The sequence below is a fragment of the Actinocatenispora comari genome (genome assembly GCF_017312725.1).
Taxonomy (GTDB): Bacteria; Actinomycetota; Actinomycetes; order Mycobacteriales; family Micromonosporaceae; genus Actinocatenispora; species Actinocatenispora comari.
In genome coordinates, this window is the sequence record NZ_BOPO01000091.1 from 26,111 (window position 1) to 39,140 (window position 13,030).

The window sequence follows — 13,030 nt, forward strand, 5'->3', positions numbered from 1 at the left end:
CATAGTAGCCACCGGCAACAATGTTGTCAACGAAAACAACAGCTAGGATCGGACCGTGCCCACCACCAGCGAGCGGCCGTACCACCACGGCAACCTCCGCACCGCCCTGCTCGACGCGGCCGAACGCGGCCTGCGCGAGCACGGCGTCGACCAGTTGGCGCTGCGCGACCTGGCCCGCGAGATCGGCGTCAGCCACGCCGCGCCCCGCCGGCACTTCGCCGACCGGCAGGCGCTGCTGGACGCGCTCGCCGAGACCGGTTTCGCCCGGCTGGACGCGGCGCTGCGGGCCGCCCTGGACAGCGCCGACGACTTCCCCGACCGGGTCCGGGCCGCGGCCGTCGTCTACACCCGGTTCGCCACCGAGAACGCCGCGCTGCTGGAGCTGATGTACACCAGCAAGCACCGGCCCGGTGCGACCCGGATCACCGAGGCGGCCGAGACGACGCTCGGGCTGCTCGTCGAGGTGATCGCCCAGGGCCAGGCGGAGGGCGCGCTGCAGGCCGGCGACCCCGAGCAGGTGGGCATCGTGCTGTTCGCGACGCTGCAGGGCATCGCCTCGATCGTCAACGGCAACATCGTCCCGCCGGAGCTGCTCGACGGTCTGGTCAGCACGGCGGTCCAGCAGTTCCTCCGCGGCGCCCGCCCCTGACGGTCCGCGCCGGATGGCCGTACGGGTTGGCCGCGCGGCCGTCGGCCGTGGCACCGGCGGGGATCCGGTGCCGTCGTCCCGGCCGACACCTCACGGGAGCGGTGCCGACACTCGGCGACAGGTCCGGGTTCGTCCCCGGCCGGGTCCTGCTCGTCACGCTGCTCGGCCTGGCCGGCGTGGTGGTACTCGCACTCGCCTCGCGGGTCGTCGGCGGCACGGCGCTGCGGCCGTCGGCGGGATCCGCGACCGGTACCGTCGGGACATGAGCGATGCCGCGAACCACGGATCGACGTCACCACACGGCCGGCGGCCCGTGGGTGGTGCGCGGTGACGGTGCTGGTGCTCGGCGGTACCGCGGAGGCGCGGACGCTGGCCGAGCTGTTGCAGGCGTCCGGCGTCGCGTTCGTGTCGTCGCTGGCGGGCCGGGTGGCCCGGCCGCGGCTGCCGGTCGGCGAGGTCCGCGTCGGCGGGTTCGGCGGCGTCGACGGGCTCGTCCGGTACCTGTCCGAGCACGGCGTCACCGCCGTGGTCGACGCGACGCACCCGTTCGCGATGGGAATGACCGCGAACGCGGTCGAAGGCTGCGAAGCCACCGGCGTCCCGTTGCTGCGGCTGGAACGCCCCGGCTGGGGCGACGCACCCGGGGCGGACCGCTGGCACTGGGTGGACGGTCACCGGGACGCGGCCGAACTGGTCGCGGCCCTGTCCGCGCGGCCGTTTCTGACCGTCGGGCGGCAGCGGCTGGACGCGTTCACCGGGCCGCTGCACCGGCACGCGGCGCTGGTCCGGGTGGTCGACGTACCGGACGTCGCGCTGCCGGCGGCATGGACGCTGCGCACCAGCCGCGGCCCGTACCCGGTCGCGGCCGAGCACGCGCTGATGACCGAGCACGCGGTCGACGCGGTGGTCACCAAGGACTCGGGCGGCAGCTACACCCGGGCCAAGCTGCAGGTCGCCGACGAGCTGGGCATCCCGGTCGTGGTGGTCCGCCGCGGCACCCCGCCCGGTACCGCGCGGACCGTCACCGACCCGGCCGACGCGGCGGCCTGGGCGATCGCGCGCGGCTGACGCATCCCGCGCAGCGCCCGCGACGGGATCGGTCGTCGCACCGGGCAGAGCGCCCGCACTCCGTGGCCGCGGCACCGATGGACCCGGCCACGCGCCACCGTACCGGCGCGGGTGCGGCGAGCGGAATCGCCTGCGGCGCCCGGGTCCGACGTGGTCCGGGTCAGTCTCGCGCGGTCGCATCCGTTGCGGTGGCGGCGAAACCGGCGACGGCGCCGATGACGGTGACCGCCGGCGGGCCGATCCCGGCCTCGGCCGCGACCGTGGCGATCGTCGCAACGGTACCGGTCTCGACGCGCTGGGCGGGCAGCCCGCCGTCGGCGACGACCGCCGCCGGGGTGGCCGGATCGAGGCCGGCGGCGACCAGCGCCGCGGTGATCGCCCCGAGGGTACGGACGCCCATCAGCACCACGATGGTGGTACCCACCGCGGCCAGCGCCGCGAAGTCCACCGTGGAGTCCGGATGGCCCGGCGGTACGTGCCCGGAGACCACCGTGAACCCCTGGGTGCGGCCCCGGTGGGTGACCGGGATCCCGACCAGCGCGGGTACCGCGATCGACGACGTGACACCGGGAACCACCCGGACCGGGACACCCGCCTCGGCGCAGGCGAGGACCTCCTCGCCGCCGCGGCCGAACACGAAGCTGTCCCCACCCTTGAGCCGGACGACGCGACGACCGGCCCGCGCGTGCGCCACCAGCAGGCGGTTGATCTGCTCCTGCGTGGTCGCCGGGCCGCCCGGATGCTTGGCCACGTCGACGATCTCGGCGCCGGGACGCAGCCAGGACAGCGCCTCGACCGGTACCAGCCGATCGGCCAGCACCACGTCCGCGGCGGCCAGTGCCGCCTTGCCGGCGACCGTCACCAGCCCCGGATCGCCGGGCCCGGCCCCGACCAGTACCACTTCACCGACCGTACCGGCCCCGGCCGCGAACGCCGCCACGGCAACGGAATCGGCGAGCGCTGCGGCGTCGACAGCCTCGACCACCTCGGCGGCACCGGCGGCCTCTGCGACACCGGCGACACCGGACACCCGTGGCGTGCCGTCGGCAACCGGTGCGCCGGCGCCGGCCAGTGGCGCGATGGCGTCGGGAACCGGTGTGCCGGTGACCTGGGCCGGTGCGTTGGCGCTGGGCGCGGTGCCCGACGACGGCAGCGGCGGGCGGTCGACCGCGGTGCGGCCGAACGCGCGGGCGGCGGCGGCGAAGCGCTGCGCCAGTTGCGGCTGGCCGGCCCAGTGCAGGTGCAGGTACGAGGCGGTCAGCGTCGCGGAGCCGACGCCGTCGGCGCGGCCGTCCAGCAGGAATGCCGGCGAGGCGCCGGCGCTCGGCGTCAGCGCGGTGCGGTGGAACTCGTGCCCGTGCAGCCGGGTGCCGGCCGGGCCGGCGAGCCCGTCGGCCGGGACCACCGCGGTGCGGTAGCCGAGCGACAGCCGCGGCGTCATCGCCGCGTCGGCGGGCAGCGCGCCGACCATCGGTCGCCCGTCGAGGCTGCGGCACAGGTACAGCAGGCCGGCGCACTCGGCGACGGTGGGCAGGCCGGCGCCGACCGCGTCGCGGACCTCGGCGCGCAGCCGGTGGTTGCCGGCCAGGTCGCCGGCGTACACCTCGGGGAAGCCGCCGCCGAGGTAGAGCCCGCGCACCCCGGCGGGCAGCTCGCGGTCGGTACGCGGGTCGAGCACGACGGTGTCGCAACCGGCGGCGCGCAGCAGCTCCTCGGTCTCCGCGTACCGGAAGGTGAAGGCACGGCCACCGGCCAGCGCCACCAACGGCCGGCTCCCGTCCGGCGCGGCGGCGCCGGTACCCGGCCGGTCGCCGTGCGGGGCGCGCACCTCGGCGAACGGATCCCACGGCGCGGCGTCCAGCTCCGGTGCGGCGCGGGCCAGTTCCAGCAGCGCGTCGAGATCGAGGCCGGCCTCGATCTGATCGGCGAGCACGTCGAGCTCGGCGGCGGCACCGGCGCGTTCGGCCGCCGGTACCAGGCCGAGGTGGCGGGACGGAGCGACGATCCCGTCGTCGCGCCCGAGGACGCCGAGCACCGGCAGCCCGGTCGCGTCCAGCGCGTCGGTGACCTCGCGGGCGTGCCGCGGCGAGCCGGCCTTGTTGAGCACCACCCCGACCAGCCGTACCCCCGGGTCGAAGGTCCGCATGCCGTGCACGACGGCGGCGATCGACCGGGACGCGTGCGAGACGTCCACGACCAGCAGCACCGGGCTGGCGGTCAGCGCGGCGACGTGCGCGGTGGAGGCGAACCCGTCGGTGCCGAGTTGCCCGTCGTACAGGCCCATCACGCCCTCGACGATCGCCACGTCCGCGCCGGCGGCGCCGTGCGCGAGCAGCGGCGCGACCCGGTGCGTACCGACCAGGAACGGGTCCAGGTTGCGGCCCGGCCGGCCGGTGGCGAGCGCGTGGTAGCCGGGGTCGATGTAGTCCGGGCCGACCTTGTGCCCGCTGACGGTCAGGCCGCGGCGGCGCAGCGCGGCGAGCACCCCGGTGGCGACGGTCGTCTTGCCGTGGCCGGAGGCGGGTGCGGCGATCACCAGCCGCGGCAGCCTCACCACTCGATCCCCCGCTGGCCCTTCTGACCGGCCTGGAACGGGTGCTTGACCTGCGTCATGTCGGTGACCAGGTCGGCCAGCTCCACCAGCCGCGGGTCGGCGCGCCGGCCGGTGACCACGACGTGCTGGTGGCCGGGCCGGTCGGCGAGCGTGGCGAGCACCTCGTCGGTGTCCACCCAGCCCCACTGCATCAGGTAGGTGAACTCGTCCAGCACGTACAGGTCGTGGGTCTGCGCGGCGAGCCGCCGGCGCACCTCCGCCCAACCCTCGGCCGCCGCCGCGGCATGGTCCTCGGCGGTGCCTTCCTTGCGTGACCAGGACCAGCCGGCGCCCATCTTGTGCCACTCGACCGGCCCGCCCTCGCCGGTCTCGGCGTGCAACGCGCCGAGCCGCTCCAGTACGGCCTGCTCGCCGATCCGCCACTTCGCCGACTTGACGAACTGGAACACGCCGATGTTCCAGCCCTGGTTCCAGCCGCGCAGCGCCAGCCCGAACGCGGCGGTCGACTTGCCCTTCCCGTCGCCGGTGTTGACCACCAGCAGCGGCCGGTTGCGGCGCTGCCGGGTGGTCAGCCCGTCGGCCGGCCGCACCGGCGGCGTCCCCTGCGCCATCAGGCCACCCCCCGCGTGGTACGGGCGGCGCCGGCCAGCGCGGCCGCGTCCACCTGGTCGACCGGTACGTGCGTGGCGTCCAGCAGGTCGGCCAGCCGACCGGCCAGCCCCAGCCGGAACCGCCCGGTCTCGCAGTCGACGACCACCGAGGCGAGGCCGGTCGCGCCCAGCGCCGCGGCGGCGGTGTGGGCGCGCCGCACCGCGTCCGTGCCGTACGTGGCGCGGCCGTCGGTGACCAGCACCAGCAGCGGCCGGCAGCGCGGGTCGCGCAGCCGCTCGACCCGCAGCACGTCGGCGACCCGTGCCAGCGCCTCGGCCAGCGGGGTACGGCCCCCGGCGGGCAGCTCCCGCAGCCGGGCGACCGCGACCTCCACCGACCCGGTGGGCGGCAGCGCCAGGTCGGCGTCCGCGCCGCGGAAGGTGATCAGGCCGACCTTGTCGCGCCGCTGGTACGCGTCGGTGAGCAGGGACAGGATCGCGGTCTTGACCGCCGCCATCCGCTGCCGGGCCGCCATCGAACCGGACGCGTCGACGCAGAACAGCACCAGGTTGGACTCGCGGCCCTCGGTCACCGCGACCCGCAGGTCCGGGGCGGCGAGCCGGAGCCGGCCGGTGCGCCGGCCCCGCGCGTACTGGAAGGGCACGGCGGCGCGGACCGTCTCGGCCAGGTGGAGCGCACCACCGGACACCGTCGGTCGCTGCGCACCGATCCGCCGCCCGGTACCGGTACGGGCCCGGGAACGGCGACCGGCCGCCCCGGCGCCGACCCCGTCGACGGTGAACAGCTTCGCCCGGTACGGCGCGCCGCCCGGTGCGGTGACCGTGCCGGCACCCCCGGCCGACCCCGGCGGGCCGGGTGGGCTGGCTGGCGCGCTTGCGTTGCCGGGCGGTCGATCCGCGCCGTCGGACGCCGACTCCGGATCGAAGGGCTCGGCACCGGGCCCCGGGTCACCGGCGTCCGGACCGTGCGAGCGACCGCCGCCGTCGCGACGATCGTCCGGGGCACGGTCACGATCCGCGCCTCCCGCACCGTGATCCGGTCGGCCGTCGTGGCCGCCCGAACCCGGATCGGTGTCCGACTCGCCGCGCGCCGGATCCGAGTCCGGGCCGTCCGGGTCGGGTTCCGGTTCGGTCTTGTCCAGCAGCTCGTCGAGCAGTTGCTCGTCCAGCCCGGGCGCGTCGAACGGGTTGCGGCGCCGCCGATGCGGCAGCGCGAGCCGCGCCGCGATCCGCAGGTCGGCGCTCTCGATGCGGCGGCTCCCGCGCCAGGCCGCGTGTGCCGCCGCGGTCCGCGCGGTGACGATGTCGGCGCGCATCCCGTCCACCTCGAACGCGGCGCAGATCTCGGCGATCCGCACCAGCGTCGCGTCGTCCAGCAGCACCCGGCCGAGCAGGTCGCGGGCCGCGGCGATGCGGTCGCGCAGCGCGGCGTCCGCGCCGGCGTACGCAGCGGCGAAGCCGGCCGGATCGGCGTCGAAGGCGAGCCGCCGGCGAACCACCTCGGCCCGCTGCCCGGGGTCGCGCGAGGCGGCGACCTGCACGGTGAGGCCGAAGCGGTCGAGCAGCTGCGGCCGCAGCTCGCCCTCCTCCGGGTTCATCGTGCCGACCAGGACGAAGCGCGCCGCGTGGCCGACCGACACGCCGTCGCGCTCGACGCTGACCCGGCCGGTCGCGGCGGCGTCCAGCAGCACGTCGACCAGGTGGTCGTGCAGCAGGTTCACCTCGTCGACGTACAGGATGCCGCGGTGGGCGCGGGCGAGCAGGCCCGGCTCGTACTCGGTGACGCCCTCGGCCAGCGCCCGTTGCAGGTGCAACGAGCCGAGCACCCGGTCCTCGGTCGCACCGACCGGCAGTTCCACCAGCCGTACCGGCCGGGTCTCGACCGGCGCGTCGGCGCCGAACGGACCGTCCGGCGACAGCGGCGCCGCCTCGTGCGGGTCGGTGGAGAACCGGTCGCCCGCGATCACGTCGATCGGCGGCAGCACCGCCGCCAGCGCCCGGACCGCGGTGGTCTTGGCGGTGCCCTTCTCGCCGCGGACGAGCACTCCGCCGATCTCCGGGGCGACCGCCGCGAGAACCAGGGCGAGGACCAGGTCGTCGGAGCCGACGACCGCGGACAGGGGGTACTGCCCAGGATGGTGCTGTGGCATTCGGGGCTCCCGCGCTCTCTGCCATCGGTGCGGCGGACACGGGCGCGTCCGTCGCCAGGCGCCGAGGCCGGTCTTCGGACTTCCCGGCCCCCGTCGTACGACGGTTCCGGGTCACCGCAGCGGGCCCTGTGCCGGACTCTCACCGGCTTCCCGATTCTCCCGCGACGTGCGGGCACCTCGGGCCTGTGCCCGGCAGTCTAACGACCCGGTGGCCGGCGGTACCCGGGCGCACCTGCGCGGAGCGGCGGTCCGGCCGTCGGTATCGTGGCCGGCCGTGAGGCTGCACGTGGTGGGGATCGGTGCGGACGGCTGGCCGGGGCTCACCGAGCCGGTGCGTACGCTGGTGCGCTCGGCCGGCGTGCTGCTCGGCGCCCCGCGCCAGCTCGCTCTGGTTCCGGCGATCGACGGGCAGCGGCGGATCGAGTGGCCTTCGCCACTGCGCGACCGCCTTCCGGCGTTGCTGGCCGACCTCGCCGGCCACGAGACGTCCGTCGGCATGCGGCGCCGGTCAACTGATGCGGACCCGGCCGGCTGCCCGGTGGTGGCGCTCGCCTCGGGTGATCCGCTGGTCGCCGGGATCGGCTCGACCCTGGTCGAGCTGCTCGGACCGGACGCGGTCACCGTGGTGCCGGCGGTGTCGTCGGTGGCGCTGGCCCGGGCCCGGCTCGGCTGGCCGGCGGAGACCACCGTGGTGGTCCGCGACCCCGGCACCGTCGCCCGCCACCTGGCGCCGGGCCGGCGCATCCTGGTGCTGTCCACCGACGCCAGCACGCCCGGCACGCTGGCCGCAACGCTGGTGGGGCACGGCTTCGGTGCCAGCGGGTACACGGTGCTCGCCCGGCTGGGCGCGGCCGACGAGACGATCACCCGCGGCACTGCCGCGGCGTGGGTCGGCGACGCGCCGGCACTGCACGTACTGGCGATCGAGTGCGCGGGCGCCACCCGGTGCGGGCTGGTCACCGGGCTGCCGGACGACGCGTACGAGCACGACGGTCAGCTCACCCGGCGCGACCTGCGGGCCAGCGCGCTGGCCCGGCTGGTGCCGCAGCCCGGTCAGCTGCTGTGGGACGTCGGCGCCGGTGCCGGTTCGGTCGGCATCGAGTGGCTGCGGGCCCATCCGACCTGCCGCGCGGTCGCGGTGGAACGCGACCCGGACCGCGCGGCGCGCATCGGCCGCAACGCCGCGACCCTGGGCGTACCGGGGCTGCGGGTGGTGACCGGTTCGGCCGGCGACGTGCTGGCCGAGCTGCCGCCACCGGACGCGGTGTTCGTCGGTGGCGGCGCCACCTCCCCCGGCGTGCTCGACGGGTGCTGGGCGGCGCTGCGGCCGGGCGGGCGGCTGGTCGTGCACGGCGTGACGCTGGAGACCGAGACGCTGCTCGCGGGGTGGTACTCGGCGCACGGCGGGGAGCTGAGCCGCATCCAGGTGGAGTCCGCGGCGCCGCTGGGCCGGCTGACCGGCTGGACGCCGGCGCGTGTGGTGACCCAGTGGGCGGTGACCCGGTGAGCGACCGCGAACCGGGTTCTCGTGCCGCACCGGCGTTGCGAGCAGGCAGGAGCGCCGATGAGCGCGAGTCACCGGTCCCGCACCGGGGTTGCGGCGAGGCGGAGACGCCGATGAGCGTGCACTTCGTCGGCGCCGGGCCGGGCGCCGCGGATCTGCTGACCCTGCGCGCCGTCGCCCTGCTCGGCGCCGCGGACGTGGTGCTCTACCCCGGCACCTACCTGGACGCGGCGGTGCTCGGGCACTGCCGTCCCGCCGCCCGGCTGGTCGACACCCAGCGGCTCGACCTGGACCGGATCGTGGCCGAACTGGTCGACGCGCACCGCGCCGGCCACACCGTGGTACGGCTCACCTCCGGCGACCCGTCGCTCTACTCCGCGCTGTACGAGCAGACCCGCCGGCTGGACGCCGCCGGGGTGCCGTGGGACGTGACGCCGGGCGTACCGGCGTACGCGGCGGCCGCGGCCCGGCTCGGCGCCGAGCTGACCGTCCCGGAGGTCGCGCAGTCGGTGGTCTTGACCCGGACCCGGGCCCGCTCCACCGCGATGCCGCCGGGCGAGACGCTGGCCGCCTTCGCTGCCACCGGTGCGACGCTCGCGCTGCACCTGGCGATCACCCGTACCCGGGAACTGGCCGCGGAACTGGCCGGACACTACGGATCGCGCTGTCCGGTGGCGGTCGTCGCGCACGCCTCCCAACCGAGCGAGGTGGTGCTGCGCGGCACCCTGGCCGACATCGGCGACCGGGTCGAGGCGGCCGGGCTGCGGCAGGCCGCGGTGATCCTGGTCGGGCCGGCGCTGGGCGCCGACGTCCGCGGCGCCGAGTCGTACCTCTACGACCCGTCCCGGGAGCGCTCCGTTCCGGCCGGAACCACCCGCGCCGCGGCCGTGCACTCCACCGGCGATGACGTCGCGGTCGGCTCCGGCGCCGCGGACGGGTCGGGTACCGGCACCGTGGCGCAGTCGCACACCGGCTACGACCGCACGGGCGCAGCGGATTCCGGCGCGGCGGGCACACCCGGTACGGGCTCGGCCGGGACGTAGCGCGGGGTCCAGACGCGGCCGGTGACGGTGGTGCGGGTGCCGGACGCGCCGACGATGAGCAGGCAGCGCATGTCGATCGTGGCCGGATCCAGCTCGGCCAGCGTGGTCACGGTCAACGACTCAGCCGCCCGGCCGACGTCCCGACCGACCACCACCGGGGTGTCGGACCGCTTGTGCGACAACAGGATCCGCTGCAGCTCGGCGACCTGCGTGGTACGGGTGCGGGAGCGCGGGTTGTAGACCGCGAGCACCAGGTCGGCCGCGGCGATCGCGTGCAGCCGCCGTTCGATCACCGGCCACGGTTTGAGCCGGTCGGACAGGCTGAGCACGGCGAAGTCGGCGCCGATCGGCGCACCGGCCCGCGCCGCGACCGCCTGCACGGCGCTGACCCCGGGCACCACCCGGATGTCGACCCCGGCGTACCCGGGATCCTGGGCCGCCTCGAACACCGCGGACGCCATGCCGAACACGCCCGCGTCGCCGCCGGAGACGACGGCCACGCGTTCGCCGCGCCGGGCCAGCTCCAGCGCGAGGCGGGCCCGGTCCAGCTCGACGGTGTTGCCGGAGGCGTGCCGGTGCAGGCCGGCCCGCTGCGGCACCCGGTCGACGTACGGTGCGTAGCCGACCACGTGGTCGACCTCGGCGAGTACCTGCGCCGCTTCCGGGGTCAGCCACTGTTCCGGGCCGGGCCCCAGCCCCACCACGGCCAGCTGTGCGGCAGCCACGTCCGGTTCCGGCGCCACGTCCGGATCGTCGTACCGGCGGCGCCCGGTGTGGCTGTCGCCCGGCACCACGACCAGCGCGAAGTACGGCACGCCGGCCGGATCGACCTCGGCGACCGGCAGCCAGCGCTGGTCGGGCAGCGACGCGCGCTCGACGTACCAGGCGTCGTCGAGCCGACCCGCCTCCGCGAGCGCCGCGCGTACCGCGGGGAACGTGCGGCCCAGCTTCATGATCACCGCCGCGTCGGTGTCGGCGAGCCGGCGGGCCAGCTCCGCGCGCGGCAGCGTGCCCTGCAGCACCGTGAGCACGTCGGACTGCCGGGCCAGCGGGCGAGCCAGCGCCGCGGTGGACGCCGCGAACGCCGGTACGCCGGGCACCACCTCGGCCCGGAACCGCTCGCCGAGCCGGTCGTGCAGGTACATGTACGAGCCGTACAGCAGCGGGTCGCCCTCGGCGAGCACCACCACGTCGCGGCCGGCCGCCAGGTGCGCCGCGAGCCGGGTCGCGCACCGCTCGTAGAACTCGGCCATGGCCCCGGCGTACCCGCCCGGGTGGTCGGTGCCGCCGGTGGTCACCGGGTACTCCAGCAGCTCCTCGACCACCCCCTCGGGCAGGTACGGCTCGGCGATGCGGCGGGCGTGCGAGCGGCGGCGCGGCCCCTGGTGGTACGCGACGACGTCGGCGGCGCCGATCAGCCGGGCGGCCTTGACGGTGACCAGTTCCGGATCGCCGGGGCCGAGGCCGACCCCGTACAGCCGGCCGGGGGCGCTCACTCCTGCTCCCGGGCGAGCGCGTTGAGCGCCGACGCGGCGAGCGCCGAGCCGCCGCGCCGGCCCCGGACGGTCAGGAACGGGACGTCGATGCCGTGCTCGGCGGCGAAGGCGGCGAGCGCCTCCTTCGACTCGGCGGCACCGACGAACCCGACCGGTACGCCGACGATCGCCGCCGGCCGGGCCGCACCGTCGGCCAGCAGCTCCAGCAGGTGGAACAGCGCGGTCGGCGCGTTGCCGACCGCGACCACGGCACCGTCGAGCCGGTCGGCCCACAGCGACACCGCGGCGGCCGACCGGGTGGTGCCCCACTCGCGCGCGAGTTCCGGGACCCGCTCGTCACGCAGCAGGCAGACGACCTCGTTGCCGTGCGGCAGCCGGGCCCGGGTCACGCCGGAGGCCACCATGTGCGCGTCGGTGAGGATCGGCGCGCCGGTCCGCAGCGCGGCCCGCGCCTCGGACACCAGTCGCGGATGCACCACCAGGTCGGCGGCGAGATCGGGCTGGCCGCACGCGTGGATCATCCGTACCGCGACCTTCTCGGCGTCGGCCGGCAGGTGCGCCAGTCGCGACTCGTGCCGGATCGTCGCGAACGACTCCCGGTAGATCGCCGCGCCGTCGCGCTGGTAGCCGTACCGCGCCGTCGGCGGCCCCGTCACCGTGCCCATCCCGCTCCCTCTCCCCCGACGTTCACCACGCCGCGCGTCGCACTCGGACCCCTGCCGCCGCGCGTCACCGCCGCGTCGCCGCCGGCGCCGGCGACACCCCGGGCAGCCGTACCGGCGTCGTCCGTCCCGCCGCCGTGGGTACCGGCTCGCCCGTCGGCGCCGGCACCTACGATGCCGAAGGCTTCCGTACCAACGCATCCCGCACTGGTGCCTGCCACGACGATGCTGCGCCAGGGCGTGACGACCAGCTCGGCCGCGTCGCGCAGCCGCTCGGCCAGCGGGCGGCGCACCAGCCCGTCCGGTACGCCCAGCACGTCGAGCCGCCGCCCGTCGTCCGCACGGTACCGGCCGGGCTCGGCCGGCGGTCCGGCGTCGACGACCGCGGGATGCCGATCACCGGGCCGATCCAGCAGCGCGGCGCCGCCGGTGGGTAGCTCGCCGACGTGCCACGGCACGGTCGGCCCGTCGCCGCGGACGGCGAGGAACCGGCGCGCCAGCCCGACGAGCGCGGCCGGCGCGTCGGCGACCGGTACCACCGGGCCCCAGTGCTGGCGGCCGGCGCGCAGCTGGACGCGGGTCCCGTCGAGCGCGCAGAGGCCGAGGTCGAGATCGCGCCCGGCCACGTCGCCGCGACCATCGTCCAGGACGAACAGGAACCGGCCGCCGAGCGCGGCCAGCGCCGGGTCGGCGCACAGCGCGTGATCCAGCGCGACGACCACCGGGCGCAGGTCGGTACGGCCGCCGCGCAGACCGGTCAGCGGTGAGGCGACCACGTTGCGGACCAGTTCGTGGCTGCGCGACGGCAGCAGGCCGGCGCCGGTCAGGTCGGCGACCAGCGGCGCCGGCACCGTACCGGCGACCGCCGCGATGCCGCGCAGCTGAAGGTTCGCCCGCTTGGTCAGCAGCACGGCGCCGTCGCCGTACCGTTCGGCCAGCGCCACCAGCCGAAGCAGCGTCGCCGGCGCGATCCGGCCGCCGGGGATGCGCAGCCGCACCAGCGCGCCGTCCGCCGCGAGCCAGGGACGCAGCACACCCGGGCAGCGGTCGGGATGCACGCGTCTGGTCACCGCGCCATGGTGCCACCAGCCGCCGCGGCCCCGGCGGCGGGCGCGACGAGGGTCACCTCCGGCGCGGACCGGCCCCGCGCGCGAGGGAGACGGGCTGATCCACCGGCCGTCGCTCGACCTGCTGGGGCCGGCTCCGCGCGCGCGAGGGAGACGGCCGGCCGCCACACGAAGGCGACGGCCGGTCGGCACCCGCCGGACCGCGAGTACCCGTCGGGATGCGAGG

The 13,030-nt window shown here is 76.6% G+C and carries 10 protein-coding genes, 2 pseudogenes and 1 riboswitch; of the genes and pseudogenes, 5 read left to right on the forward strand and 7 right to left on the reverse strand.

All coding sequences use genetic code 11. From position 1 onward, the window contains the following. Positions 1 to 55: 55 nt before the first annotated feature. The 3 genes from NUM_RS23425 (at position 56) to NUM_RS23435 (ending at position 1,717) form a co-directional block, all read left to right on the forward strand. Positions 56 to 649 carry a TetR/AcrR family transcriptional regulator gene (locus tag NUM_RS23425; protein ID WP_207127077.1) on the forward strand — a complete coding sequence of 198 codons (594 nt, stop codon included), beginning with the start codon at positions 56 to 58 and terminating at the stop codon, positions 647 to 649. 101 nt (positions 650 to 750) lie between these two features. Beyond that, positions 751 to 915 (forward strand): hypothetical protein, encoded by a 165-nt coding sequence (locus NUM_RS23430; RefSeq protein WP_207127078.1) that lies wholly within the window; start codon positions 751 to 753, stop codon positions 913 to 915. A gap of 61 nt (positions 916 to 976) precedes the next feature. After that, entirely contained in the window at positions 977 to 1,717 is a 741-nt protein-coding gene (locus NUM_RS23435) for a cobalt-precorrin-6A reductase (RefSeq protein ID WP_225918794.1), read from the forward strand. 160 nt (positions 1,718 to 1,877) lie between these two features. Here NUM_RS23435 and cobA read toward each other — a convergent pair. The 4 genes and pseudogenes from cobA to NUM_RS23450 form a co-directional block, all read right to left on the reverse strand. After that, a pseudogene (gene cobA / locus NUM_RS37325) lies at positions 1,878 to 2,624 on the reverse strand (uroporphyrinogen-III C-methyltransferase); the annotation flags it as partial. Positions 2,625 to 2,900: 276 nt separating this feature from the next. Beyond that, a pseudogene (locus NUM_RS23440) lies at positions 2,901 to 4,274 on the reverse strand (cobyrinate a,c-diamide synthase); the annotation flags it as partial. Next, positions 4,268 to 4,882 (reverse strand): cob(I)yrinic acid a,c-diamide adenosyltransferase, encoded by a 615-nt coding sequence (gene cobO / locus NUM_RS23445; RefSeq protein WP_207127079.1) that lies wholly within the window; start codon positions 4,880 to 4,882, stop codon positions 4,268 to 4,270. The pseudogene NUM_RS23440 and the gene cobO, both read right to left, overlap by 7 nt. Then, a complete protein-coding gene (locus NUM_RS23450) occupies positions 4,882 to 7,032 on the reverse strand; it encodes a VWA domain-containing protein (protein ID WP_207127080.1) in 2,151 nt (716 codons plus the stop codon). Before NUM_RS23450 ends, cobO begins: the two co-directional genes overlap by 1 nt. 61 nt (positions 7,033 to 7,093) lie before the next feature. Then, a riboswitch (cobalamin riboswitch) is annotated at positions 7,094 to 7,213 on the reverse strand. Positions 7,214 to 7,306: 93 nt separating this feature from the next. On the opposite strand from NUM_RS23450, the gene cbiT reads away from it, so the two are divergent. Next, positions 7,307 to 8,539: a precorrin-6Y C5,15-methyltransferase (decarboxylating) subunit CbiT gene (gene cbiT, locus NUM_RS23455; protein ID WP_207127081.1), complete on the forward strand. Its 1,233-nt coding sequence runs from the start codon at positions 7,307 to 7,309 to the stop codon at positions 8,537 to 8,539. A gap of 110 nt (positions 8,540 to 8,649) precedes the next feature. Continuing rightward, on the forward strand, positions 8,650 to 9,579 hold the full coding sequence (locus NUM_RS23460) for a cobalt-precorrin-4/precorrin-4 C(11)-methyltransferase (protein WP_207127082.1): 930 nt from the start codon (positions 8,650 to 8,652) through the stop codon (positions 9,577 to 9,579). Here NUM_RS23460 and NUM_RS23465 read toward each other — a convergent pair. From NUM_RS23465 to NUM_RS23475, 3 genes are read right to left on the reverse strand one after another with little or no spacing between them, the layout of a single operon-like run. Further along, a complete protein-coding gene (locus tag NUM_RS23465; protein WP_207127083.1) occupies positions 9,510 to 11,075 on the reverse strand; it encodes a precorrin-2 C(20)-methyltransferase in 1,566 nt (521 codons plus the stop codon). The two genes, NUM_RS23460 and NUM_RS23465, sit on opposite strands and share 70 nt — an antisense overlap. Continuing rightward, entirely contained in the window at positions 11,072 to 11,740 is a 669-nt protein-coding gene (locus NUM_RS23470; RefSeq protein ID WP_207127084.1) for a precorrin-8X methylmutase, read from the reverse strand. The genes NUM_RS23465 and NUM_RS23470 overlap by 4 nt, the downstream gene beginning before the upstream one ends. Further along, entirely contained in the window at positions 11,728 to 12,807 is a 1,080-nt protein-coding gene (locus NUM_RS23475; RefSeq protein WP_207127085.1) for a sulfite reductase subunit beta, read from the reverse strand. Before NUM_RS23475 ends, NUM_RS23470 begins: the two co-directional genes overlap by 13 nt. Positions 12,808 to 13,030 lie beyond the last annotated feature (223 nt).

Coding starts and splice junctions, on each gene's coding strand:
- NUM_RS23460 (WP_207127082.1), top strand. CDS start 8,650: ATGAGCGTGCACTTCGTCGGCGCCGGGCCGGGCGCCGCGGATCTGCTG.
- cobO (WP_207127079.1), bottom strand. CDS start 4,882: ATGGCGCAGGGGACGCCGCCGGTGCGGCCGGCCGACGGGCTGACCACC.
- NUM_RS23470 (WP_207127084.1), bottom strand. CDS start 11,740: ATGGGCACGGTGACGGGGCCGCCGACGGCGCGGTACGGCTACCAGCGC.
- NUM_RS23450 (WP_207127080.1), bottom strand. CDS start 7,032: ATGCCACAGCACCATCCTGGGCAGTACCCCCTGTCCGCGGTCGTCGGC.